A 25,344-nucleotide genomic window follows, 5' to 3' on the forward strand; every position below is an offset into this window, starting at 1 on the left:
TCTAGGCCCTCATCAAGTGAGAGAGCCTGAAAAGCTTCGGATCTTCTAGGGCGCACTGTGTCTTGGGTTGAGCGGGGCGCTGTTGGCGTTGGCACGTTCATTGAACGAGCTTCGCTGCTTCCAGGACAGGGCTGCTCTTGGTAGGACACTTTGTTGGTGGTATCGGTGCAGCGATATACACCCGCCAGTGCTATTTCTGGCGAACAAGATAGTGCAAAAGCGAGCATCAAGGCCTGTGGCCTATACAGGTTGCAATTCAATGTGGTCTCCCTGAGTCTGCACTTGCGGTCATTGCGCCGCTCTAATGGGAGTGCATTTTGCTGGGCATCGCGTTCTATACAGCGGTTGCATTTCACGGTTGAAGGATGTGCTTAAGCTCGTACTCGAGGTGCTTAATTACATCGACCGTTGGCATGTCTTTGCTGAGCGCCTAACCATTTACGGCTCCTGCGGTTGCCAAGGCGGCTGCCGCGCGGCGGAGCCTGACCAAGGCCGATTCGCCAGTTCTACATTGAGAGTCCAAACCGGCATCATCAGCTACATTGAGGACCATGCTGGTACGTTCAATGCAAAGGCGGCAAGCGAGGTTGCTGAGCTGGAAAATTACCAAGTCAGTGAACTTGCTGGCCGTGGTTTTGTTCTTTTGGACGGCAGCGGCACCGGCAGCGGCGACGGAGCCGATCCGGTTTGCTGTTGCAACAGGATGGGTATCTCCCTTCATCCTCCTGCGCTCTGGTGAATTGAGTGGCGGGCTGCTTTACGACTTGATGGAGCAAGTAGCACGTGCGGCCGGAGCCGAGGCGCGATATGTGATGCTTCCGCCGCGGCGCGCAGCGCTAGAAATGGCTGAAGGTCGTGTGGACATCCAATGCCTTGTAAGTCCCGCCTGGCGCCCGGACGTCCCTGCCGAACTGTGGAGCCTCCCGTTATTGAAGTTGGAAGACGTTTTGTTGGCTGGCCCGACGTTTCAAGGGGAGCTGACTGAACTGCTACAGGACGTTGGAACAGTTCCGAAACTCAAGTTGGGTGTTGTGGCTGGCCACCGATACCCTGGAGTCGAGCGATTGCTGGAGCGTGCGCAGTTGGAGGTCGAGGCGGCACCCAGCCTGCAGACTATGTTCGAAAAGCTGATGCGCGGCCGTACTGATTTGGCCGTGTCCAGTCGTTTGGCTGCAGTGCAATTCAATAAGGATAAGGTTGCTAGGGGGCAGGCGCGGATCCTTCAGACTGTCGACCTGCGGTGGGGGCATTGTGTGGTGAGTGCACGTTCGGCATTTCCTGCTGCCCAACTGTTGGCAGTCGTGAACCGCGTTGCCCAAAGCAGCGAGTGGCGCGAGACGCAGATGCGCTACCAACACGCCCTTTCAGCTAGACCGTCGCCGCATTGATTGAAACGCCTCGGGGGGACCTCGCCCTTTGAACCTGGTTCAGCTTCTAGGGGCCAGTTCAAACATGGGAATTACAGTCTATTTTCCGGGGGCGACGTACGCGGAGACGACGGATTCAGCCTGAAAACTCATAAGCAAATGACTGCTAGTGTTGTCAGCTAGATTGCAAAGGACTTTTCTCCGGACAATTCAATGCCCGGAGGTTCCTGTCAGCCGGCTGCATGCTGATAGTTGTACAGCGGTCGGGACCGGAGCTCGGTCCAGAGCCAAGCCGCCTGCCGTTGAAGGCTGAGCTTTAGCGCTGCGCGCGCCGGCGCAGCAAGGCGAATGCGCCAAGCCCCAGGAACATCAAAGCTGTAGTTGAGGGCTCGGGAACGGCCGTCACAGCGGCATTTACAGCATTGGGTGCAAAGTCTGGAATCGCCGACACGCCCGAGACCGACACGCCATTGAAACTGTTGCCCGTGAAACGCGGCCACAAGTTCCAGGTGTAGTTGGCCTTGCTGAAACCGTTTTCGGGCAAGACAGAGCCTGCGATGGTGGCCGAAATGGTGGAGCCAAAGATTGTGGCTGCACCGACATTGACGCCTCCACTAATGATGGAGCCATTGGCATTGACCACCACCGTTCGATCGAACAACACTTGGGTCAGCCCAAGGCTGTTGCCGAAGCCAGCGGTGCCTTGCCCTCGATTGAAACCCCAGACGTAAGCGGCCAAGGAGGTCGGCGAGATATTGCCGGCCATGGTGGCAGACAGTTCAAAAACATCACGGTCGGCGTCGTAGTTGACCCAGCTCGCTATGACATCAAACTCGCCGGTTTGAGCACCTTTGTAGGTGCTCAGAAAGTCCCCCATGGGGTCTGCGACTGTCACCGCCTGAGCAGGAGAGGCCGCCAATGCAGCCGCACTCAGAATGATGGCCGAACTGGCTGCATAGGCTTTGTTCAATGCGCTTTGCTTCATTTGTAGTTCCTGGTTGAATATCGAAGATCCGATGGAGCCAACGCCAAAAAGTGCGTTGACTCGGGGTGAGTACCCTCAGACCTACAAAACGTTGCTAAGCAAGGCCCTCAAAGTAGGGGGGTGTATTCTGGCGAGGCAATGTTGCCGGCGCGCATGCCTTTCAAAGCTAGGCAAGCATTCAGTGTTTAACCTGGAGCTCCTTTTCTAGCGCCTCCAATGCTGTACGCAACTCGGGCAAGTAGTCGTAGCCGTCGTAGTGGCGGTCTTGCACGCCGCTGATGCCGTGGCTTTGGAGCCTGCCGCGGGTGTCCTTGCTGATCTTGACGCTGGCCAGGATGGTCTCGACTCCGCTTCGGATTCGTTTGGTCTGAAAGCCGATGACCTTCTCGCCCACTGCATCGCTTGCCCAGGCGCTCAGAGTCGAGCTGACCACATGGGTCGTGCCGACGCTTTCGCCTGCGGCTGAAGAGATTGCATATTCACCCGACATGTCTAGGACCTTGATGGCTTCGAGCGCTTTGGCGGTCAGGGGTAGGGTGTGCCTTCGAGGCTGTCGACCTGGGCGGCCCTTGCAGTCGAATATGGTGATGGTGTCGGGTGTCACGTCAGCAGACTTAAGCCTGACCAATTGCTCGATTCGCTGCCCGCCGGTGAGCAGGTGCAGTCTGAGAGTCGCGCCCTTGATGCCGGGCAAATCCTTGATGCAGTTCCAGTAGGTCCGCATTTCTTCGGCTGATAGTGGGTTCTTGGATGCCCTGTTGGCGTCGCTGTTGGCGGCGGTTTCAGCCGCGGGGTTGTGCTTGACCTGGTAGCCTTTGAATGCAACCGGAATCTTGGGGTTTGTCTTGGATTTGCGAGCGACCTCGTATGCCGCCCCCATGTAGGCCCGGAGCTTGTTGGCCGTGCGTTCCTTACCGGCTTCGATCAATCGCCGGCTCATGTCAGCCACTTGTTCGTCGGTTACGTCCGCAGCAGGCTGACTTGCAGTCTCAGGAAAGGCCACTATCGCGTGATTGGTCAGAATGGATTTGGCGTCCTTGCATGAGGTTCGGCCGAGCGCTTCCAGGTACAGCCAGTAGGCCTTCAGCAACTCGGCCAGCGTGTATTTGCTGCGCCGGTCAAGCTCGGCTTGGGCTTGGGCCTTTGCTGCGGCCTGGTCGTTGATGGCTTGGACTTCGGCTTCGGCCTTGGCTTGTACCAGTCCGGCGTGCCCACCTTTGGGCTTGGCATCTTCGTGCGACATGGCCAGTCTTGTTGCCTCAGCTGTTGCCGCCGCGATAGTCCAACGGCCTTCGCTGGGGGCTAGGGCCTTGGGGGGCAACCTACCGTCATACAGGCCAATCTCTACACGATCGGTCTCGCCGTTGAATGTGTAGCGCCAATAGAGCTTCACCGCTCCGGTGGATAGTTTTCGGGCTTGCAAGGCGCCATTTGGGATGACCTTTGCCAGCGTGGTGAACTGTCCTTGCTTCAGGCTAGCAATTGTCTCGCCAGCGGTTTTTTGTGCTTTGGTAGCCATCCTGGACCCCGTCATCTGGTGCCAGTCTGGTGCCAGTCTTGCCTCAGCATTTTGGAGCTGGTGCCAGTCTGGTGCCAGTTTTGGCGTGATTGATGCTGGAAATTCTAGGACGTTGTTGGAGGCGTTTCTATATAAATCAATGACTTGCGTTTGACTCGTTGTCCGGCGGCAGCCATGAAAATCCATGTATTTCGGACTCTTAATCCGTAGGTCGAGTGTTCGAGTCACTCAGGGCCCACCAAAATTAAGAATGAAACCAGCACCGAATGCGAAAGCAGTCGGTGCTTTTTTCATGGCCGGCAGGCAATTGCTGCTGCGTCCGGCTGGGGTGGTTTCACGCCTGGTTTGGCTGAAGGGGTGGGCTAGGGCCAGCAACGCTGCTGACCCCCGGTGTTGAGTCTCAGGCCTTGGCGCTTGGAGCCAAGTCGGGGGAGCCCACCACGGCCATGGTCTGGGTGCCGGTGACGATCATGCGCACCATGACGACCAGTTGCTCGGTCAACTCGGGCAGCTTGTCCTGCGGCAAGTCCATGGCGGTGGAGCCGATGGCGAACACCAGGCGGGTGATGGCCTTGGCCGTGAGGCCCGGCTCGTACAGGCCAGTGCCATTGGCCTCTGCCAGGCGGATCAGATCCTGCCTCAACTCTTCTTCGAAAAAACTCAGCTGCCGGTCGACGGCATGCTTGAATGCGTCCGAGCCGACCGTGCCCTCGCGCAAGAGGATGTGCAGCAGCACATCGCCCGAGCTCAGCTGGTCCATGAAGGCTTGCACGGCGCTGCGCACCACGCTGGCGCCGCCACTGGAGCGGCGCCGGGCTTCGCCGATGATGCTGCGCAGCGACAGGCCGGCCCGCTCGATCAGGGCCACGGCCAACTCGTCCATGTCGCGGAACTGGCGGTAGAAGCTGTTGGGGGCAATGCCGGCCTCGCGAGCCACTTCGCGCAAGCTCAAGGAGGAGACGCTGCGGTGCGGCCCGACCAGCTTGAGGGCAGCCTGGACGATGTCGTCGTGCGTGATCAAGGCCTTGCGCCCAGGGCCGCTGGCGCCCGAACTCTCGGGAAGCTCCAGCCCGTTGGCGGGGCCTGGGAGATCAGCGAGTGGCGGTGGCGCGAGCGTTGGGGTCATGAAGGCGGGCGTGGCGAGGCTCGCATCATAACGAAGTCTTAATTAATATACGAGCGTATATAAATCTGTATGCGTATGCATATAATGGCGGCAGTTCAGTGTTTCCCCCTGGACGGAGTGCCTTTCGTGACCGCTTTGACGACCACTGCTTCGACTTCTCTCCCAGCCTCTCAGTCCGGCCTGCTGCGCCGCTGGGCCCGTTCCTTCGTGGACCCGGCCGTGTTTGACTATTGGGCCGGCCACATCAATCGCCTGTGGACCTGGGAGCGCCCCCTGGCTCGCGTGGTCGAGCGCCACGAGGCTGCGCTGGGCTCGGTGACCTTGGTGCTGCAGCCCAACCGGCACTGGCAGGGTTTCCTTCCTGGCCAGCACCTGAACCTCGGCGTCGAAATCGATGGCCGCCGGGTGACGCGTTCCTACAGCTTGTGTGATGTGCCGCGCGCCGATGGTCGGATTGCCGTCACCGTACAGCAGATCGATGGCGGTTTGATGTCCACGCAGTTGTGCACGCGAACCCGGGTCGGCGATGTCCTGGACATCGGCCCCGCCTATGGTGAACTGACGCTGCCAGCTCAGGCCCAGGCTCGCCACCTGCTGCTGGCCGCTGGCAGCGGCATCACGCCGCTGATGAGCTTGGTGCGTGAGCAGGCCGAACGCCAGATGCCGCAGCCCGTTACCCTGATGTACTGGGTCAAGACGGCCGCTCAGGCCTGCTTTGTGCCCGAGCTGCAGGCCCTGGCCCAGCGCTTCCCGAACTTCCAGTTTCAGCTGATCGCCACCCAGCAAGGTGGCCGCCGCATCGATGCCGAGCTGCTGGCTCCGCGCCTGGCCGAGGGCGCCGGTCAACTGCAGGCGCTGGCTTGCGGCCCGGGTGGCTTTGCCGCGCTCGCGCGCGAGCTGCTGAGCGGCCAGGTCGCCAGCTTCAAGGCCGAGGCTTTCACGCCCGCTGTGCCGCTGAACACCGACAGCAAGCACCAGGTGCAAGTGGAGCTGCGCCGCTCCGGTCGCACGCTGGAGGTGGCCTCGGGCATGTCCCTGCTGGCCGCCCTGGAAGCCCAAGGCCTGCGACCGCAATCGGGTTGCCGCATGGGCATCTGCCACAGCTGCGTCTGCACCAAGCATGAAGGCTTGGCCGAAGACATGAACACCGGCGAGCGCTGCAGCGAGCCCAATAGCGCGATTCGCATCTGCGTCAGCCGCGCCTGTACCGACCTCAGTTTGGATCTGTAAACAGCCCATGAGCAAGTCCCTGACCCGCAATCTGTCCCACGACGAGCTGGAAAAGTTCGGCGCTGAAATCGAGGCCCTGCGTGCCCGCACCGTGGCCGATCTGGGCGTGCGCGATGCACGCTACATCCGCAACATCTTCAAGGCTGTGCGCTGGACCGAGGTGATCGGCCGCGCTGCTTTGATGATCGGCGCCTTTTTGCCCATGCCTTGGATGATCGGCTTTTGGATCGTCGGCGCCTTGAGCCTGGGCCTGTCCAAGATTCTCGACAATATGGAGCTGGGCCATAACGTCATTCATGGGCAGTTCGACTGGATGGGCGACCCCAAGTTCCAGGGCAAGAGTTTCGAGTGGGACATCGTCGGTACCAGCGACAACTGGCGCAAGACCCACAACTTCCGCCACCACACCTACACCAACATTCACGGCCTCGATGACGACATCGGTTACGGTCTGCTGCGCCTTTTCCCCGAGCAGAAGTGGCAGCCGCTGGCGCTGATCCAGCCGATTGTTGCGGTGTTCTTTGCGCTCTTCTTCCAGTGGGGCGTGGCCATCCAGAACCTGCCCAAGGGCGGCTATTTCGGCAAGCATGGCCCTGCCGCGCGCCGCGAGTTGAAGGTGGCCGGCCGCAAGATCTCGCACCAGCTGATCAAGGACTACCTGTTCTTCCCGGCCCTGGCCGGCCCGGGTTTCCTGGTGGTGCTGACGGGCAATCTGGTCGCCAATATGCTGCGCAATGTCTGGACCTACACCATCATCTTCTGCGGTCACTTCACCACCGAGGTCGAGACCTTCCATCGCAATGTGCTGAAGAACGAGACCCGCGCCCACTGGTACTGGCGCCAGATCCGCGGCTCCAGCAATCTGGCCGGCGGTTTTGTTCTGAACACGCTGTCGGGCAATTTGAGCCACCAGATCGAGCACCATCTCTTCCCCGATGTGCCTGCCAATCGCTATGTCGAGATGGCACCGGCGGTGCGCGACATCTGCCGCCGCTACGGTGTGCACTACAACACCGGTTCGCTGTCCAAGCAGTTTGCTCAGGTGATCTGGCGCATCCTGCGCCACAGCCTCCCGAGCCGGCCGAGCCGCGCCCGTGTGGCCAGCCTGCAAAGCTGATTCCCGAGTTTCAGCCAGGCAAGGAAAAGGGCGGGGCGCCATCGGCGCTCCGCCCTTTGTCGTTTCAGGCTGCTTGGGTCCGGTTTACCAGATGCGCAAGCGCTCCGCAGCCGGCTTGAACAAGGCGTCACCGGCTTTGGTGCCGAAGGCCTCGTGGAAGCCGTCATGGTTGCTGACCGTGCCGTTGGCGCGGAACTCGCCGGGCGAGTGGCTGTCCGTGGTCAGCTGCTGCAGCATGCGTTCGTCTCGGTACTTGTTGCGCCAGACCTGCGAGAAGCCCAGGAAGAAGCGCTGCGCGCCAGTCGTGCCACCGATCACCGGCGCCGGCTTGCCACCCAGTGAGCGCAAGTAGGCCTTGTAGGCGATCTGCAGGCCGGACAGGTCGGCGATGTTCTCGCCCAAGGTCAGGCGGCCGTTGATGTGCTTGCCGGGCAGGGGCTGGTAGCCCTCGTACTGCGCCACCAGCTTGGCGGCGATGGCTTCGAAGGCGGCGCGGTCTTCCTTGGTCCACCAGTCGCGCAGCACGCCGTCGCCGTCGAACTGGCTGCCGCGGTCGTCAAAGCCGTGGCTGATCTCGTGGCCGATGACGGCACCGATGGCGCCGTAGTTGATGGCGTCGTCCGCTTCCATGCTGAAGAAAGGCGGCTGCAGGATGGCGGCCGGGAACACGATCTCGTTGGCCGAGCCGCGGTAGTAGGCGTTGACGGTCTGCGGCGTCATGCCCCATTCCTTGCGGTCCACGGGCTGACCGGCCTTGGCCACCATCTGCGCCCAGGCGAAGCGGGCGGCGCGCTGGCTGTTGCCGAAGGCGTCACCGGGCTTGACCTCCAGGCGGCTGTAATCGCGCCACTGCTCGGGGTAGCCGATCTTGGTCGTGTACTTGGACAGTTTGTCTTGGGCTTGCGCCTTGGTGGCCGGGCTCATCCAGCTCAGGCCATCGATCGAGTCCTTGTAGGCGGCCATCAAATTGGCCACCAGCGTCTGCATGCGGGCCTTGTAGGCGGCCGGGAAATGGCGCGCCACCCAGAGCTGGCCCACCGCCTCGCCGAGCGCGCTGTTGCTGTCGTTGATGGACTGCTGCCAGCGAGGCAGCTCGGTCTTGGCGCCGGTCAAGGCCTGGCGGAAAGCGAAGTTGGCTTCGCGCACGGCCTTGGGCAGCACATCGGCGCTGCGGCTCAGCGCGTGCAGGCGCAGGTAGAGCTTCCAGTCCTCCAGCGGCTGCTCGGCCAGCAGGTCGGCCAGGGCGCGGATGGCGCTGGGCTGGGCCACATCGACAGTCTGGGTCTGGCCCAGGCCGGCCGATTCCAGATAGGCCGTCCAGTCGAAGCCAGGCGCTTGCTCGCGCAGATCGGCCACGCGGGTCGGGTTGTTGGTCTTGACCGGGTTGCGGTTGTCGACCTTGTCCCAATGCGCGGCGGCGATGCGCTCTTCCAGGGCCAGCACGCGCTGGGCGGCCGCTGCGGGCTCGGCTTCACCGGCGAAGCCTGCCAGCTGGCTCAAATAGGCGAGGTAGGCCTCTCTGGCCTTGGCCATGCGAGCGTCGTCCTTGAGCAGGTAGTAGTCGCGGTCGGGCAGGCCCAGGCCGCTCTGGCCCATGCGCACGCCATTCATCTTGGGGTTCTTGGCCTCGGCCGTCACGCCCACGCGCACCGGCGAGGCGGCGAACAGCTGTGAGCGGCCCAGCCATTGCGCCAGCGCCGTTCGGTCCTTGATGGCCGAGATCTCTTTCAGCAGCGGCTGGATGGGCGCCAGGCCGGCGCGCTCGATCGCCTCGGTGTCGAGGTGGCTGCGGTAGTAGTCGGCGATCTTCTGGGCATTGCTGCCGGCGGCGTGCTGGCCGCGGGCCAGCTCGTCGATCAGGGCGCGCACGCGTGCGTCGGACTGGTCGATCAGCAGGTCAAAGCTGCCATAACGCGATTTGTCAGCGGGGATCTCGGTGTTCTTCAGCCACAGGCCGTTGACGGCGCGGAACAGATCGTCCTGCGGCCGCACGCTGGGGTCGAAGCTGCTGCGGTCCAGGCCCTGGATGGTGGGCGCGGCAGTTTCGGCGGCCAGGGCCGGGCCGGCACCGAAGGCCAGCTGGGTCAGCAAGGCCAGGGTGGCGAGCTTGAACGGGGTTTTCATCATCAACATGGGCAGGTTTTTCCTGAAAAAGGGGCGGGGTCGAAGGCGGGCGCTCACCAGATGCGGATGCGCTCGCCCTCGGGCTTGAACAGGCGGTCGCCCTTGCGGGTGCCGAAGGCTTGGTGGAAGGCGTCGTGGTTGACCACGCCGCCGTTGGCCCGGAACTGGCCCGGCGAATGCGGGTCGGCCATCAGCTGCTGCAACAGCAGGGGCGGGCGCACCTTCTCGCGCCAGATCTGCGCGAAGCCGAGGAAGAAGCGCTGCTCACCGGTGTAGCCGTCCAGCACCGGCGCCGGCTTGCCGCCCAGCGAGGCCTGATAGGCCTTGAAGGCGATCTGCAAGCCCGACAGGTCGGCGATGTTCTCGCCCAGGGTCAGCTGGCCGTTGACGCGCTTGCCGGGCAAGGCCTGGTAGGCGCTGAACTGCTGGGCCAGGCGCTGGCCCAGGGCCTCGAAGGCCTTGCGGTCGGCCGGCTGCCACCAGTCGCGCAGCATGCCGTCGCCGTCGTACTGGGCGCCTTGGTCGTCGAAGCCGTGGCTGATCTCGTGGCCGATCACGGCGCCAATGCCGCCATAGTTGACCGCGTCATCGGCCTTCATGTCGAAGAAGGGTGGCTGCAGGATGGCGGCCGGGAAGACGATCTCGTTGAAGGTCTCGTTGTAATAGGCATTGACCTGCTGCGGCACCATGCCCCATTCGCTGCGGTCGACCTTCTGGCCCAGCTTGGCGGCCTCGCGGGCCCAGGCGAACTGCGCCGCGCGCTGCTGGTTGCCAAGTGCGTCGCCGGCCTTGACCTGCAGGGCGCTGTAATCGCGCCAGGTGTCGGGGTAGCCGATCTTGACCAGATATTTGGACAGCTTGTCCTGGGCTTGCAGCTTGGTTTCGGGCGTCATCCAGCTCAGGCCATCAACCGAGCTTTTGTAGGCGGCCAATAGATTGGCCACCAGCTCCTGCATGCGCGCCTTTTGCGCCGGCGGGAAATGCTGGGCCACATAGAGCTCGCCCACGGCTTCGCCCAAGGCCTCGTTGATCGCATCCACGCCTTGCTTCCAGCGCGGCAGCTCTTGCTGCGTGCCGCTCATGGCGCGGCCGTGGAAGGCAAAGGCCGCGGCGCGGAAGGGCTGGGGCAGCACGGCGGCGTGGGCGTCCAGGGTGTGCAGCTTGGCGTAGAGCTTCCAATCGGCCAACGGCGCCTCGGCCAGCAGCTGGGCCAGGCCGCGGATGGCGCTGGGTTGGGCCACAGTCAGCTTGTCTACGTTTTTGAGCTGGGCGGCGGCGAAGAAGGCGGTCCAGTCCAGGCCCGGCGCGGCCGCGCTCAGCTCGGCCGGCGTCATCGGGTTGTAGGTCTTTTGCACATCGCGGCTGCTGACCACATCCCAGTGCGCTTGCGCCATGCGCGTCTCCAGGGCCAGCACGCGGCGTGCGGCCTCACCCGGCTGGGCTTCGCCGCTCAAGCGGGCCAGCTTGCTCAAGTAGGCAAGGTAGGCGCTGCGCGCCTTGGCCAGGCTGGGGTCACGCGGGTTCAGGTAGTAGTCGCGATCGGGCAGGCCCAGCCCGGACTGGGCCAGCTGCAGGCGGTTGATCATGGGCTGCTTGGGGTCGGGGCCGATGGCCAGACGCAGGGGCTGGCTGATCTGCCCTTGAGCACGCGCCAACCAGGCCCACAGCTGCTCGCGGCTGGCGAGCGCCGCGATCTCGTCCAACTGCGGCTGCAGCGCTGCCAGACCCAAGCGGTCGATGGCCGCGCTGTCCTGGAAGGCGGCGTAGAACAGGCCGATCTTGGCCTCTTTGCTGCCCTCGGCCTGAGGCTGGGCGGCCAGGCCCTCGGCCAAACCGCGCACGCGTTGGTCACTGAGTTCGGCCAGTTTTTCAAAGCTGCCCCAGGACCCCTTGTCGGCCGGGATGGTGGTGGCTTTGATCCAGCCACCATTGCTGGCGCGGAAGAGGTCGTCCTGGGGCCTGACCTTGCGGTCGAAATGGGGCAGGTCCAGCCCTGAAACGGCCGGGGCGGCTGATGCGGCCAGGGCACTGGCGCTGAGGCCAGAGAGACCGGCCACGTGCAGCAAGGCCACCAGGGTGCAATGTTTGAAGGCGTTCATGGCGCGAGTTCAGAGATCAGAGATCGGAAAAAGAAAATGCCCGGCTTCCTTCGAAACCGGGCATCTGCATTCAAGAGAAAAAGCTCATGTGGAGATCGGTTGGCCTGAGCCTACCCGGCATGGCCGGGTGTGCCGAAAGTCAGCGCTCGGGAGTTTCCCGAGGCGAGCTTCAAGGCCGTGCTCAATCCAGCGAGACGGGCTGGCCTTGAACCCAGACCTGCTGCAGCTGCAGCTCGGGGTTGAACACCACCACATCGGCCCAAGCGCCGGCCTGCAGTCGGCCGCGCTCGGCCAGACCCAGGTAGTCGGCCGGGTTGCGCGACAGGCGCGCCGAGGCGTCTTCCACGCTAAGGCCCACCTCGACCAGATTGCGCAAGGCCTGATCCATGGTCAGGGCGCTGCCGGCCAGGGAGCCGGTGGCCAGGCGCACGCAGCCCAGGCACTTGAGCACGCGTTGCGAGCCCAGGCTGTATTCGCCGTCCGGCATGCCGGTCGCCGCGGTGGCGTCGGTCACGCAGTAGAGCTTGGGGATGGCGCGCAGGGCCGCACGCATGGCGCCCGGGTGCACATGCTGCAGATCGGGGATCAGCTCCGCGTACTCGGCATGGGCCAGGGCCGCGCCCACCATGCCGGGCTCGTAATGGTTGAGGCCTGGCATGCCGTTGAAGAGGTGGGTGAAGCCGGCCACGCCGGCCTTGAGTGCGGCCACGCCGTCCTCGTAGCTGCCGGCGCTGTGGCCGATCTGCACGCGGATGCCCAGGGCGCTGAGCTCGGGGATCAGGGCCAGGTGGCCGGGGATCTCGGGCGCCAGGGTCAGCACCTTGATGGCCGCCAGGGCAGAGAAGGCCTGCACCGCGTCCAGCGTGGCGCGGCTGACGATGTCGGGTTGGGCACCGAGCCGGCGTGAGCTCAGGTAAGGGCCTTCCAGATGCACGCCGAGGATGCGCGCCTCGTCGGCTCGCGGCTCGGCCATCACCGCGCCAATGCCTTGCAGGGCGTGCTCGATATCGCCCTGCGGCGCGGTCATGGTGGTGGCCAGCAGGCTGGTCGTGCCGTGGCGGGCATGGGCGCGGGCAACGGTGCGGGCGCTCTCGCCGCCCTCCATGATGTCCACGCCCAGGCCGCCGTGCACATGCAGGTCGACAAAGCCGGGCAGGATCAGCCGGTCTCCGGGCGCGCTGGCGTCCTCATGCAGGGCGGCGATGCGCCCGTGGGCTTGGAGTTCGAGATGGCCGCGCACCCAGCCCTGCGGGCCGAGGATGCGACCCGAGAGGGACTGCTGCGGGTTCATGGAAGTGACAGGTTAGGAAAGTACGTGATTCGACATCAGTCGACCACGATCAGTTCGATGCCGAGGCGCAGCAGGCCTTCGCGGTACTCCTGGTTGATGCCCGCATCGGTGATGACGGTGTGCACGCGGTCCATCTGGATGATGCGGTGCAGGCTGACCCGGCCGAACTTGGAGGCGTCGCTGACGACGAAGACCTTTTTGGCGCGCTCGACCATTTTGCGGTTGATGCTGGCCTCGGCCTCGTGGTGGGTGGTGATGCCGAACTGCAGGTCCAGGCCGTCCACGCCGAGGAAGAGCTTGTCGAAGTTGTAGCCGTTCAGGCTGGCCTCGGCCTGCGAGCCCTGGATGGACAGCGATTTCTTGCGCAGCAGGCCGCCGGTCAGCATCAGCTCCACACCCTCGGCATCGGCCAGTTCCCAGGCGATGTTCAGGCCGTTGGTCATCACCGTCACGCGGGCGTCGGCCGGCAGGTGGCGCAGATGTCGGGCCAGGGGCATGGTGGTGGTGCCCGAGTCGATGATGATGTTGTCGCCCGGCTCGACCAGGGCGGCGGCGCGTGCGCCGATGCGCTCCTTCAGCGTCGAGTTCAGCTCATCCTTCTGGCGGATGTTCTGCTCTTGCGGCGGCATGCGGTTCATGCTGGCGCCGCCGTAGTTGCGGGTGACCAGGCCCTGGTCCTCGAAGACGCTCAGGTCGGTGCGTATGGTCACGGCCGACACGCCCATCATGGGCACCAGCTCGGCCACCTGCACGCTGCCTTGCTCCATCAGCATCTGCAGGATTTGTTCGCGCCGCTCTCGGGTATTCCTCATGGACTCGTGGCTTTCGATTCAAGAAGTTTTATGGGCTCAAACTCAAGCTGACTTGTGGCCGACCCGGTTGAAAGCTTTTGTTCGGAATGAATCTTAGTTGAACGAAAGAATCGAGCTATTGGTACTTTCGATGTGTCGGCGGCTCTCAGCCCATAGGGCAGTTTCGGGCGCAGGCCCGGGCATAGCGCGCCAGCTCCAGCCCCACCTTGTGGCGGGCCAAGGCTGCGGGCTCGGCGGCCAACTCGCCGGCCAGCACGGCCTCAAACTGCTGCGGCAGATGCTGGCTCAGCAAGGGCAGGGGAATGCCGCTGGCCGTCAGATTGGCAATCAGGCGCTGCAGGGCGGCTTGCACCTCGGGCTCGCCCCAGTAGTAGCGGCAGCGGTCGCTGAAGGCAAAGCGGCGCAGCAAGCGCTGCTCGTCCGTACTGCCGGCGTAGTGCTTGGCCCAATGCTTGGGTTGCTCCAGCATGCAGCGCTCGAGCAGGCCGGGCAGATCGGCCTGGTGCTCGGCCGGCAGCAGTTCGCGCTCGATGGCCGAGAGCGCAAACCAGGCCTCGCGCAGGGCAAAGGTGACCGCTGGGCCGACCTTGAGGATGGCGTAGTGATCGCGCACCAGGGCGTGCAGCGAGGCCTCGGTCTGGTAGTCGGTCGAGTGGGCCTCGAAGACCAGGCGCGGCTGCGATTGCACAAAGGCCGAGAGCGCCGCGGCGGCGGCCGGCTGGTAATGCTGGACCTGGCTGTGGTCGAAATCGACGCCGGGCTGCACCACCATGGCGATCACGCGCAGCCAGGCAGCATCCAGGCCCTGGGCTGCAAATGCCTGCTCATGCACGGCCAAGGTGGCGGCGGCTGCCGCCGGCGCGGTGACGGCCACGCCGCCGCCCAGGGAGGCTTCGCCGCCCGGCACCGGCACCTCGGTGCCGATCACATAGACCGGTGGCGCCAAACCCAGGCGCGCGGCCGTGGCCTCGGCCACCAGGGCCAGATCGGCCGAGCGCGCGGCCACGGTCGCGTCGCTGAGCGGCCGGGCGTCGTCGGCGCAGGCCATGCTGCAGTCGAGGTGGATCTTCTCGAAGCCCGCCGCCACATAGGCCTCGATCAGCACGCGGGCATGGCCCATGGCCTCGGTGGCCGGCAGATGCTGCCAGGCATTGGGGCCCAGGTGGTCACCGCCCAGGGCGATGCGATCGAGCGGGAAGTTAGCTTCGGCCGCCAAGGCCTGCACATAGTCGCGGAACTGCGGCGGCGTCATGCCGGTGTAGCCGCCGAACTGGTCCACCTGGTTGGAGGTCGATTCGATCAGCAGCGGTGTGTCGTAGCTGCGCGCCACCTCCATCGCCGCTCGCAGCACGAAAGGATTGGCCGAGCAGACGCTGTAGAGGCCGACGGGCTGGCCGCTGCGGTGGGCGGTGATGGTGGCGAGCAAATGGGACATGGGGGCAGGCAGAAAGTGGAACTGGGGGGAACTGGAGGCGGAGCGGCTTCAGCTCAGGCGCTGCCGCGCCAGCAGCGCGGCACCGCGCGCGCCCCCGGCATCGCCGAAGCGTGGTGGCAGGATGGGCGGCACGCTGACGCCCTGGAAGAGATGCGGGCGAATCGCCTCGGGCAGCTCGGTGTAGAGGCTTTGCAGCTTGGACAGCCCCCCGCCCAGCACCAGCACATGGGGGTCATAGGCCATGACCAGGCCAGCCAGGGCATGGCCCAGCAGGTCCAGATGCACGGCCAGGGCCTGGCTCGCGTGGCCGTCGCCCGCCTCGGCCGCGGCCACGATGGCCGGTACGGCTTGTCCAGCCGGGCCGCCGAAATGTTGGAACAGAGCCGCCAGGCCGCTGCCCGAGACGTATCGCTCGACGCAGCTCTGCAGCCCGCAGGCACAGGCCAGCAGGGGCAGGCGGTGGCGCTGTTGCAGCAGCGCCGGCAGGGCCCAGTGGCCCCACTCACCGGCCAGTCCGTTGTAGCCGGCGATCAGCCGGCCCTGGACGCAGAAGCCGCCGCCTGCCCCGGTGCCGAGAATGGCGCCGAACATCGAAGCAAAGCCCTCGGCCGCGCCGCCTTGGGCCTCGGACAGGGCAAAGCACTGGCAGTCATTGCCGATGGCCACTGGCCGGCCCAGGCGCTCGCGCAGGGCTTGCGGCACGGCGCGGCCGCTGAGCGCGGGCACATTGGAGCTGAGCTGCAGGCCGGTCTGTGGGCTGATGATGCCGGGCAGGCCCAGGCCCACGCGGCCGTTGCAGCCCAGGGCCTGGTCGGTCTCGCTCACCAGCTCGGCAATCGCCTCGACAAAGGCCTCGAAATCCTGCGTCGGCGTGGCCACGCGGCGGCGGTAGAGCTCGGCGAAGCCGGGGGCACCCGAATCAAAGGCGACCAGCTCGATCTTGGTGCCGCCGATGTCCAGGCCGTAGCAAGGTGCGCCGGCCGGCGGGGTGGACTCAGTCGCAGTGGACACGGGCGGATTCGACATAGGGATAAATCTCCACACCCTGCACGACCCGGTTGACCGTGCCATCGGGGAAGGGATTGTCCGGCGTCAGGCCCAGGGCCACCGAGCGGTGCAGGGCGTACTGCTGGGCCAGGATCAGCCACAGCGTGGTCAGCCAGCTGTCGCTCAGGCCGCTGGGCTCGGCGCTCAGGGCGCGGCTCAGCAGAGGGTTGTCGCCCTGCAGCGCGCCGGCACCGGCTTCGCCGATCAGCAGCACGCGGCCGGCGATGCCGTCGCGCAGCAGCTCGTTCAGCAGGTCTTGTTCATAACGGCGCGCATGCGCATCCTGCGACTGGAAGATCACGACCAGGCTCTTGCCATTGAGCATGGACTTGGGGCCGTGGCGGAAGCCCAGCAAGGTGTTCGAGAAAGCCAGCACGCGGCCGCTGGTCAGCTCCAGCACCTTGAGCGCCGACTCTTGTGCCAGCGCCTCCAGCGGGCCGCTGCCCAGGTAGACGATGCGGTCGAAGGGCTGGGCGGCCAGCTCGGCCATGGTGGCCGCCTGCTGGGCCAGCAAGGCCTCGGCGCGCTGGGCCACCAGTTCCAGGCGGGCCAGGCGCTCGGCCCAGGGGGCGCGGCTGAAGGCGGCCAGGGCGGCCAGCTGCATGCTGCTGAAACTGCTGGTCATGGCAAAACCGCGGTCGCAGGAGGCGGCCGGCATCAGCAGGTTCAGGGTGTCGGCGCGGGCGGCGTTGTTGCGGTAGAGCTCGCCCTCGGCATTGCAGGTGATGTTCAGGAAGCGCGGCGCATCAATCTGCTGACGCAGCAGCTCGACGGCAGCCAGGCTTTCCGGGCTGTTGCCGCTGCGCGCGAAGGACACCAGCAAGGTGGGCTGCTCGCGCTGTAGATAGAGCTCCGGGTGGGTCAGCAGGCTGGTGGTGGCCACGGCGCGCACCTCGGCCGGCCAGTCGCGGTTGATCTCGTCGGCAAGGGTTTGGCCCACATAGGCCGAGCTGCCCGCGCCGGTCAGGATGACGCGGTGGCTGGGTTCCTTCAGGCAGGCGTCCAGAAAGGCGCGCAGCTGGGCCTGATGGTCGGCCAGCGAGGCGGCCAGTTCACGCCAGACGCGGGGCTGCTGCGCGATTTCCTCCGCCGTGGCCAGGCCTTGCAATTGCTGCCAGTCGCTGGCGGAGCGGTTGAGAAGAGTAGTCATCGGATGGATCGAAAGATTGCAGGTAAATTTATCTTTTAACTTTCGATTCGTCAAGAAAATTGACGTAAAGAAAAGAAATTACGATGAAACAAAAGAAGTTGCTTTCGAAAAACAGGCTCAGCTGTCTTTGCGGCGCAGTTGGTCCAAGGCCACGGCCAGCAGCAAGATGCCGCCACGCACCATGTACTGGTAGAAGGCGTCGATATTGAGCAGGTTCATCGCGTTCTGCACCGTGCCCATGATGAGCACGCCCACCACCATGCCGGAGATGCTGGCACGGCCGCCCATCAGAGACACACCGCCCAGCACGCAAGCCGAGATCACGTTCAGCTCGAATCCTTGGGCCGCATTGGGCTGGCCGCTGGTGATGCGCGCCGCCAGGATGACGCCGGCCGCCGCCGCCACCACACCCTGGATCAGGAAGATGGTGATGCGCACGCGGGCGACATGGATGCCGGCCAGGCGGGCGGCTTCCGGGTTGCCGCCGATGGCCAGGGTGTTGCGGCCGTAGACGGTGCGGTTGAGCAGCAGGGCAAACAAGGCCACGCAGGCGATGGTGATCCAGACCGGCACCGGCAGGCCCAGCCAGAAGGCATTGCCCAGCTCGAAGAAGGCATCGGCCGAGATGCCCACGGCCTGGCCGCCCGCGGTGATGAAGGCCAGGCCGCGCACGATCTCCATGGTGGCCAGGGTGGTGATCAAGGCATTGATCTTCCAGCGCGCAATCACCACGCCATTGACCCAGCCGATCACGGCGCCGGCCGCCAGGGCCGCGGCAATGCCCAGGGCGATGCTCTCGGTCTGGTTGATCACGGTGGCGCAGAGCACGCCGGCCAGGGCCACGGTGGAGCCGATGGACAGGTCGAAATCGCGCGAGGCGATGCAGAAGGTCATGGCGCAGGCCACCATGCCGATCTGCGAGACCGACAGGGCCAAGCCGATCATGTTCGGCACACTGAAGAAGTACTCCACCGTCAGCGAAAGCACGCCGAAGAGCAGGGCAAAAATCAGCAGCAGGCTGTGCTCGTCTATCAGACGCAGCAGAGTCTTTCGCGTGGCGGGGGATGAGGCGGCGGCAGCTTGCATGGGCTCTGGCATGGGCATGGGAGGCAAAGAGTCGGTGCTCGTGTTCATCGGGGTCGATTCAGGATTCGGTGACAGTCGAGATCAAGGCTTCAGGCCGCTTGCGCTTCTTGGCGGGCGCCGCCATCGGGCAGGGCCAGGGCCAGCACCCGGGCTTCGTTGGCCTCGCCGCGGGCCAGGCTGCCGGCGATGCGGCCTTGGCGCATGACCAGCACGCGGTCGGCCAGGCCCAGCACCTCGGGCAGTTCGCTGGAGACCACGACGATGGCCACGCCGCGCGCGGCCAGCTCATGCAGCACCTCGTAGATTTCGCTCTTGGCGCCGATGTCGATGCCGCGGGTGGGCTCGTCAATGATCAGCACCTTGAGTTCGCGCTCGGCCAGCCAGCGGGCCAGGATGGCTTTTTGCTGGTTGCCGCCCGAGAGCAGGCGGATCTCCTGCGCCGGGCTGGGCGTCTTGATGCGCAGGCGGGCGATGAACTCGGCCGCCACCTCGGCCTCGCGTTTGGCGTTGAGCAGCAGGCCGGAGTTGTTGCGTCGGCAGCTGAGGTTGATGTTCTCGGCCACCGAGCGGCAGCCAATGATGCCTTGCTCCTTGCGGTCCTCGGGGCAGAACATCAGGCCGGCGGCGATCGAGCCGGCGACCGAATCGCTGCGCATCAGCTCGCCGTCCAGCCACACCTGGCCGCTGCGGCGCGGGTCGGCGCCAAAGACCAGGCGCATCAGCTCGCTGCGGCCCGCGCCCATCAGGCCGAAGAAGCCGACGATCTCGCCGGCGGCAACCTCGAAGCTGGCCGGCTCGGGCAGGCTGCGGCCGCTCAGCTGCTGCACCTGCAGTCGTGGGCTGCGTGCAGCCGTTTCGTTAGCTGCCGCGGCTTGCTTTTTCCTGCCGCTGCCGAACACATCCTGGATCTCGCGGCCCACCATGGCCTGCACCAGCTGATCGCGGCTGACGCCTTGCAGGCTGGCGAAGCGGCCGACCGAGCGGCCGTCGCGCAGCACGCTGGCGCCGTCGCAAAGGGCGAAGATTTCATCCAGGCGGTGCGACACATAAATCAGCACCTTGCCCTGCTCGCGCAGCTCGCGTACCAGGCGGAACAGGGTCTCGGTCTCGCTGTGCGAGAGCGAGCTGGTGGGTTCGTCGAGCGCGATCACGCGCGCATCTCGCAGCACTGCCTTGCAGATCTCCACCATCTGGCGCTGGCCGATGGAGAGCTCGATCATGCGAGCGTCCAGGTCGAGCGCGATGCCGATGCGGGCCAGCTGGGTACGCATCTGCGCGCGCGCCTCGGCAAAGCGCACAAAACCCCAGCGCTGCGGCAGACGGCCCAGCCAGAGGTTCTCCAGCACCGTCATCTCGGGGATGTACTGCAGCTCCTGGTGGATGACGGCAATGCCCTGGTTCAGCGCATCGGCGGCACTCTTGAACTGCAGGGCCTGGCCAGCGAGCTGCAGGCTGCCGCCGTCGGGGCGCAGCTCGCCGCCGAGGATCTTCAGCAACGTGCTCTTGCCCGCGCCGTTCTCGCCCAGCAGGGCATGAACCTGGCCGGCCGGGATGTCGAGGTCCACGCCTCCCAGGGCACGCACGCCGGGGAAGGATTTGCTCAATTCACGGATGCAAAGGGATGAATGCATGGCTTTTGGGGGAGCTCCTGGGTTTCGAAACATGAACGCAGAGTGCGCAGAGCATGCGCGGAGGACGCAGGGTTGTGACCGACGCGGCAATCGGCCCCATGTTTCCTGGCCTCTGCGATCTTTGCGACCCTCGGCGGGCTCTGCGTTCTCTTTCTTTCGCGCGCCGCGTTCAGAGCCCCAGGCTGGTTCGCACCTGCTTGAAGTTGGCACGGTCGGCCAGGGTGCCGCTGGTCAGGGTCAGCTTGGGCGGCTCCTTGCTGTTCTTGATCCAGTCGAACATGGCGACCGCCGTGTCGTAGCCATGCTTGCGTGGGCTCAGCATCACGGTGGCGACGAAGCCGGTGGGCTCGGCCTTGGCGAACTCGTTCACAGCCGACTGGCTGCCGCCGATGCCCACGCCGATCACGCTGGCGGCCTTGAAGCCCTTGCCCTCGCTGGCGCGCACGCCGCCGAGCACCGCCTCGTCATTGGGGCCGAAAACCAGCCACTGCTTGAACTTGGGGTTCTGGGTCAGGGTGACGGTGGCGGCGTTGAAGGCGTTCTCGGTGTCGGCCTTGGGCATGGGGGCGCTGACGATGTTGGCGGCCGGCAGGCCGGCCTGGGTCAGCACGGCACTGCTGCCATCGGTGCGCTCTTTGGAGGTGCTGAGCTGGTCGTAGGTGACGCGCAGGGCGCCGACCTCGGCCAGCTTCCAGCCGCGCCTTTTCACTTCGGCCAGCAAGGCCTCGCCGACCTGGGCGCCGATCGCGCTGGCCGAGATGCCGACATGGGCGATCGCCTCGATCGGCTTGCCGGCGCCGTTGACCAGGCGGTCGTCCACGCTGATCAGCTTGAGATTGGCCTGGCGCGCCCGCGCCTGCAGGGCCGGGCCCAGCTTCACATCGGGTGCGCAGACGATCATGCCCTGGGCGCGCTGGGCGGCCAGGTTGTCGATGGCGGAGAGCAGCTTGTCGCCATCGGGCGCCGCGATCTTGATCAGGGTGAAGCCCTTGTCCTTGGCTGCCTGCTCGGCATGGCGCCATTCATCCTGGAACCAGGGCTCGTCGACCTGCTTGATGATGAAACCGATCTTGATCGGCGCAGCGGCATCGGCGGCCAGGGCAGGGCCGCTGAGCACGCCTGCAGAGAGCAGGGCGGCGCTGCTGGCCACCTGGATCAGGCTGCGGCAGAAGCTGCGGCGGGCCGCGGGCATCGTGGTGGCAGTGGCGTCAAGGCAATTCGTGGCGGTCTGTTTCATCGCATGTCTCCTCGGGGCGGGCCAGCGGGCCCATGGCGTCTGGATGGCTTGATTGAGCTTTTGTTGCGGAGCCCGCAAGTCTGGGCTGCGGGCCCACCGGGGCCAGTCGCAGAAGGGAGTTTCGTCCCTTTTGCGGCGGCATCGGCCCCAGCTCGCGGTGGTCTTCTGTTTAGTGCTTGTTTCTTTCGAAACGAAACCAACAACTTTCGAACTTTCTGAGAAATCAAGGCGCAGCGCCGGTCGGCGTGACTCACAACACAACTTTCGAAGTGTGAATGTAGCAATAAAAATCTTTCTTTTCACCGTTATGGCAAGAATTTCTGCTAGTGGTTTCTACTGAATTTGTCTTTTTGCAGGGGTGTTGCTGGTTTTCTTCGTTGACATCTTGCTTTGTGCTGCATAGAGTCTTTCCATTGCTTTCGATTTGCGCAAAACGAGCGAGAGGCTCGCTGCGCAGGCTGAAGGCGCCGCCTAGCAAGGCCAGCATCACAAATTCACCGCAAACCAGGCCACGCCGGCTCCAGGGCGAGGCCTGAGGAATTGCAGGACGTCGTTGTTTCAGAGGGATTCGCAGATGGTCAAGAACCGCTCACCGCAGCGTCAGCAGCAAAGCCCGGCGCGACAAAAAGCGCTGCGCTCGCCTGCCCTGGCCCTGGCTTTGTTCCATGCTTGTGGCGGTTTGCTGCTGACAGCGGCTGAGGTGGCCGCGGCGCCCTTGGGCGCGCTGCGCGAGATCCAGGCCGTGCCGGCTTCGGCCACGCCAGCGCCAGGCGAGGGTGTGCAGCAATGGGACCTGCGCACCGACACCAAGATGCGTCTGCGCATCAGCCTGCTCAAGCCCGATGTGCTGCGCCTCTGGGCCGGTGCCAAGGACCAGCTGCCGCCGGCCACGGACAAGGCGGCGCCCATCGTCATCGAGACCGTCAACCAGCCGGTAACGCACAGCTGGAGTGATCAGGGCGACCACCACCTGCTCAAGACCGAGGCCCTGGCCCTGCGCGTTTACAAGAAGCCGCTGCGTCTGGCCCTCTATAAGGCTGACAACCGCAGCCTGCTTTGGCAGGAAACCCAAAGCCTGGACATCGCCGACAAGCTCAGCGTCCAGACCTTGAGCAGCCAGAAGGACGAACGCTTTTTCGGCGGTGGCCAGCAGAATGGCCGTTATGAATTCAAGGGCAAGCAGCTTGAGGTTTCGTACTCGGGCGGCTGGGAAGAGGGCGACCGGCCCAGCCCCGCGCCGTTTTTGATGAGCTCGCGAGGCTGGGGCATGCTTCGCAATACCTGGAGCGATGGCAGCTACGACCTGCGCTCGCCCGAACAGATCTCGCTGCAGCATCAGGAGGGCCGCTTCGATGCCTTCTTCTTTGTCGGCCCCAGCATCCGCGAGGTCCTGGCCCGCTACACCGAGCTGACCGGCCGCGCCCGTCTGTTGCCGCGCTGGGCCTACGAATACGGCGATGCCGATTGCTACAACGACGGTGACAACGTCAAGAAGCCTGGCACCGTGCCCAAGGGCTGGAGCGACGGCCCGACCGGCAAGACACCCGATGTGCTGAACTCGGTGGCCCGCAAATACCGCGAGCACGACATGCCTGGCGGCTGGATCCTGCCCAACGACGGCTATGGCTGCGGCTACACCGACCTGCCCGATGTCGTGAAGGGCCTGGCCGATCTGGGCTTCCGCACCGGCTTGTGGACCGAGAACGGCGTGGACAAGATCAAATGGGAAGTCGGCACGGCCGGCACCCGCGCGCAGAAGCTGGACGTGGCCTGGACCGGCCAGGGCTACCAGTTCGCCATGGATGCCAACCAGGCGGCCTTCAAGGGCATTCTGGACAACTCCGACGCGCGGCCCTTCTTGTGGACCGTGATGGGCTGGGCCGGCATCCAGCGCTATGCCGTGACCTGGACCGGCGACCAGAGCAGCAGCTGGGACTACATCCGCTGGCACATCCCGACCCTGGTCGGCTCCGGCCTCTCGGGCCAGGTCTATGCCACCGGCGACGTCGATGCCATCTTCGGCGGCAGCCCCGAGACCTACACCCGCGATCTGCAGTGGAAGACCTTCACGCCGGTGCTGATGGGCATGAGCGGCTGGGCCGAGGCCGCGCGCAAGCACCCTTGGGCCTATGAAGAACCCTACCGTAGCATCAACCGCAAATACCTGAAGCTCAAGATGCGGCTGACGCCGTACATGTACACCCTGGCCCATGAGGCCGAGGTCAGCGGCGCGCCCCTGGTGCGCGGCCTGATGTGGGACCACCCGCAGGACCCGGCCGCCTACACCGAGGCGCACAAATACCAGTTCCTGCTCGGCCGCGATCTGCTGGTGGCGCCGGTCTATCGCAGCCAGGCCGCCTCGGGCGGCTGGCGCAAGAACATCCACCTGCCGCAAGGCCTGTGGTTCGATTACTGGGACGGCCGCAGCGTCCGTGCGCCCGAGGCCGGCCGCACGATAGACCTGCAAGTCGGCCTGGACAAGCTGCCCGTCTTTGTGCGCGGCGGCGCCATCCTGCCTCTCTACCCGGAAAGCCTGTACGACGGCGAAAAGCCCAAGGACGAGCTGGGCCTGGACCTCTATCCCCTCGGTGAATCGAGCTTCACCCTGTACGAGGACGATGGACTGACCCGCCAGTACCGCGAGCAAGGCAAGAGCAGCCGCCAGTTGATCCGCATGAGCGCGCCGATGGACGGCGCCGGCGATGTGCGCGTGCAGGTCGGCGCGGTCGAGGGTGAGTACGCCGGACAGCTGGCTCAGCGCCGCCTGGCCTTGAGCGTGCACACCCGCGTCAAGCCGCAAGCCGTGGAATTGGGCGCTCAGCTTCTGCCCGAGCTGGCCGATGCCCAGGCTTTGCAAGCGGCCAGCCAGGGCTGGTTCTTCGATGCGGCCGACCGCTTCGGCACGGTGCAGATCAAGACCGGCCCGCGCTCCATCCGCCAGCCGGCCAGCTTCCTGCTGAAGATCGCTGCGGGCAGCGTGCTGGCCGGCAGCGAGGATTTCCCGGCCGCCCCGGTGCTGGGCCGCCAGGTGCCGGTGGACAGCCTGACCGTGGTCAACCGCCCGGCCGAAGAGCCTGGCCACAACATCGAGCGTGCGTTCGACGGCAAGCCCGAGACCTGGTTCCGAACCACCCGCAACCAGGCCATGAAGGCCGGGCCGCACGAGTGGGTGCTGGGCCTGGGCGAGCGCCGCCTGATCGACGGCATCGAGATCGCGCCGCGCAATGACAAGAACTGGAAGTACGGCCAGGTTCGCGACTTTGAGGTTTACATGGGCGACAACAACGGCGACTGGGGCGCCCCGGTGCTGGCCGGCCGCCTGCCGCTGAAAGAAGGCCTGCAGACCATCAACTTCCCCAAGCCGGCCGCCGGCCGCCTGCTGCGCTTCCGGGTGCTGAGCACGCACAACGCCACGGCCGATGCACCCGCTGCGGTGGACCCCATGGTCACGGCGGTGGTGGACAAGCCAGCTGCGGTGCCGGCCAAGGCCTTCAATGCCCTGGTGCCCAGCGAGGTCGAGCCCATCGCCTTGTCGGAGTTCCATGTGCTCGAACACCGCGCTGCCGAAGGCGCGGCCGAGCAGCAGCGTTACCTTTCCGAGCTGCCGGCTGTCGGCGCCGCGCGCCGTGACCGCCCAGCCAGCGCCGCCACGCAGATGCGCATGAACGGCCTGCAGTTCCACAAAGGCCTGGGCGTGGGCGCCAGCAGCCGCCTGGACTTCAGCCTGAGCGGCAGCTGGAACCTGTTCCGCGCCGACCTCGGCGTCGACGACAGCTGCCGCAGCTTCGGCGGCCTGCAGTTCCAGGTCTGGGGTGATGGCCGTCTGCTCTATGACAGCGGCCTGGTCCAGGCCCCGGCCGTGGTCAAGCCCGAACTCGATGTGCGTGGTCTGCAGCGCCTGAGTCTGCGCACCCTGGGCGCCACCGGCAGCCAGGCCCACAAGGTCTGCGCCAACTGGGCCAATGCCTCGCTGCTGGGGCTGGACGGCGCCACGGTGAAACACGAGACCGCGCCGCCGCCGCCTCCGCGGCAAGGCGGAACTGCTGCCCCGCGCTGACGACCCAGCCAGCCCCCGACCTTTCCCCCTT

General features: G+C 65.1%; 18 protein-coding genes and 1 pseudogene. 4 read left to right on the forward strand and 15 right to left on the reverse strand.

Annotated features, from left to right (window positions below):
• Positions 1 to 80: 80 nt before the first annotated feature.
• Positions 81 to 227, reverse strand: a pseudogene (locus tag LNV28_RS25205) (DUF4124 domain-containing protein); the annotation flags it as partial.
• Positions 228 to 551: 324 nt separating this feature from the next.
• On the opposite strand from LNV28_RS25205, the gene LNV28_RS10480 reads away from it, so the two are divergent.
• Positions 552 to 1,388 (forward strand): substrate-binding periplasmic protein, encoded by an 837-nt coding sequence (locus tag LNV28_RS10480; protein ID WP_263568947.1) that lies wholly within the window; start codon positions 552 to 554, stop codon positions 1,386 to 1,388.
• A gap of 295 nt (positions 1,389 to 1,683) precedes the next feature.
• Here the strand turns inward: LNV28_RS10480 and LNV28_RS10485 are convergent, their stop codons facing one another.
• The 3 genes from LNV28_RS10485 to fabR all read right to left on the reverse strand — a co-directional run bounded on the left by LNV28_RS10485 (position 1,684) and on the right by fabR (position 4,997).
• A complete protein-coding gene (locus LNV28_RS10485) occupies positions 1,684 to 2,352 on the reverse strand; it encodes a PEP-CTERM sorting domain-containing protein (protein WP_263568948.1) in 669 nt (222 codons plus the stop codon).
• Positions 2,353 to 2,530: 178 nt separating this feature from the next.
• Positions 2,531 to 3,871 carry a site-specific integrase gene (locus tag LNV28_RS10490; RefSeq protein ID WP_263568949.1) on the reverse strand — a complete coding sequence of 447 codons (1,341 nt, stop codon included), beginning with the start codon at positions 3,869 to 3,871 and terminating at the stop codon, positions 2,531 to 2,533.
• A 400-nt stretch (positions 3,872 to 4,271) separates the two neighbouring features.
• Positions 4,272 to 4,997 carry an HTH-type transcriptional repressor FabR gene (fabR, locus tag LNV28_RS10495; RefSeq protein WP_263519698.1) on the reverse strand — a complete coding sequence of 242 codons (726 nt, stop codon included), beginning with the start codon at positions 4,995 to 4,997 and terminating at the stop codon, positions 4,272 to 4,274.
• A gap of 126 nt (positions 4,998 to 5,123) precedes the next feature.
• Here fabR and LNV28_RS10500 point away from each other — a divergent pair, with 126 nt between their 5' ends.
• Both LNV28_RS10500 and LNV28_RS10505 read left to right on the forward strand, forming a co-directional pair.
• Positions 5,124 to 6,227, forward strand: coding sequence for a ferredoxin reductase (locus LNV28_RS10500; protein ID WP_263519699.1), 1,104 nt, complete (start codon positions 5,124 to 5,126; stop codon positions 6,225 to 6,227).
• A 7-nt stretch (positions 6,228 to 6,234) separates the two neighbouring features.
• Entirely contained in the window at positions 6,235 to 7,344 is a 1,110-nt protein-coding gene (locus tag LNV28_RS10505; RefSeq protein ID WP_263519700.1) for a fatty acid desaturase family protein, read from the forward strand.
• Between the two features lie 84 nt (positions 7,345 to 7,428).
• Here LNV28_RS10505 and LNV28_RS10510 read toward each other — a convergent pair whose 3' ends face one another.
• From LNV28_RS10510 to LNV28_RS10560, 11 genes are all read right to left on the reverse strand, one after another.
• On the reverse strand, positions 7,429 to 9,471 hold the full coding sequence (locus LNV28_RS10510; protein ID WP_263568950.1) for a M13 family metallopeptidase: 2,043 nt from the start codon (positions 9,469 to 9,471) through the stop codon (positions 7,429 to 7,431).
• Between the two features lie 50 nt (positions 9,472 to 9,521).
• A complete protein-coding gene (locus LNV28_RS10515) occupies positions 9,522 to 11,567 on the reverse strand; it encodes a M13 family metallopeptidase (RefSeq protein WP_263519702.1) in 2,046 nt (681 codons plus the stop codon).
• A gap of 181 nt (positions 11,568 to 11,748) precedes the next feature.
• The gene (gene nagA / locus LNV28_RS10520; RefSeq protein WP_263519703.1) at positions 11,749 to 12,858 is read right to left on the reverse strand and encodes an N-acetylglucosamine-6-phosphate deacetylase; all 1,110 of its coding nucleotides are present in this window, start codon (positions 12,856 to 12,858) and stop codon (positions 11,749 to 11,751) included.
• Positions 12,859 to 12,893: 35 nt separating this feature from the next.
• Positions 12,894 to 13,670 (reverse strand): DeoR family transcriptional regulator, encoded by a 777-nt coding sequence (locus LNV28_RS10525; RefSeq protein WP_102769930.1) that lies wholly within the window; start codon positions 13,668 to 13,670, stop codon positions 12,894 to 12,896.
• 145 nt (positions 13,671 to 13,815) lie between these two features.
• On the reverse strand, positions 13,816 to 15,105 hold the full coding sequence (locus tag LNV28_RS10530; RefSeq protein WP_263519704.1) for a D-tagatose-bisphosphate aldolase, class II, non-catalytic subunit: 1,290 nt from the start codon (positions 15,103 to 15,105) through the stop codon (positions 13,816 to 13,818).
• Between the two features lie 48 nt (positions 15,106 to 15,153).
• Positions 15,154 to 16,116 (reverse strand): ROK family protein, encoded by a 963-nt coding sequence (locus LNV28_RS10535; RefSeq protein WP_263519705.1) that lies wholly within the window; start codon positions 16,114 to 16,116, stop codon positions 15,154 to 15,156.
• The gene (locus LNV28_RS10540) at positions 16,100 to 17,302 is read right to left on the reverse strand and encodes an SIS domain-containing protein (protein WP_263519706.1); all 1,203 of its coding nucleotides are present in this window, start codon (positions 17,300 to 17,302) and stop codon (positions 16,100 to 16,102) included. The genes LNV28_RS10535 and LNV28_RS10540 overlap by 17 nt, the downstream gene beginning before the upstream one ends.
• A gap of 117 nt (positions 17,303 to 17,419) precedes the next feature.
• Positions 17,420 to 18,388, reverse strand: coding sequence for an L-arabinose ABC transporter permease AraH (araH, locus tag LNV28_RS10545; protein ID WP_263519852.1), 969 nt, complete (start codon positions 18,386 to 18,388; stop codon positions 17,420 to 17,422).
• 89 nt (positions 18,389 to 18,477) lie between these two features.
• Positions 18,478 to 20,019 (reverse strand): L-arabinose ABC transporter ATP-binding protein AraG, encoded by a 1,542-nt coding sequence (gene araG / locus LNV28_RS10550; protein ID WP_263519707.1) that lies wholly within the window; start codon positions 20,017 to 20,019, stop codon positions 18,478 to 18,480.
• A 169-nt stretch (positions 20,020 to 20,188) separates the two neighbouring features.
• Positions 20,189 to 21,211 (reverse strand): arabinose ABC transporter substrate-binding protein, encoded by a 1,023-nt coding sequence (locus tag LNV28_RS10555; protein WP_411969961.1) that lies wholly within the window; start codon positions 21,209 to 21,211, stop codon positions 20,189 to 20,191.
• Between the two features lie 295 nt (positions 21,212 to 21,506).
• Entirely contained in the window at positions 21,507 to 21,743 is a 237-nt protein-coding gene (locus LNV28_RS10560; protein ID WP_263519709.1) for a hypothetical protein, read from the reverse strand.
• An 87-nt stretch (positions 21,744 to 21,830) separates the two neighbouring features.
• Here LNV28_RS10560 and LNV28_RS10565 point away from each other — a divergent pair, with 87 nt between their 5' ends.
• Positions 21,831 to 25,313, forward strand: a complete 3,483-nt coding sequence (locus LNV28_RS10565) for a TIM-barrel domain-containing protein (protein ID WP_263519710.1) — start codon at positions 21,831 to 21,833, stop codon at positions 25,311 to 25,313.
• The last annotated feature ends 31 nt before the right edge of the window (positions 25,314 to 25,344 follow it).

The sequence above is a fragment of the Paucibacter sp. DJ2R-2 genome (assembly GCF_025717675.1).
GTDB lineage: Bacteria > Pseudomonadota > Gammaproteobacteria > Burkholderiales > Burkholderiaceae_C > Paucibacter_A.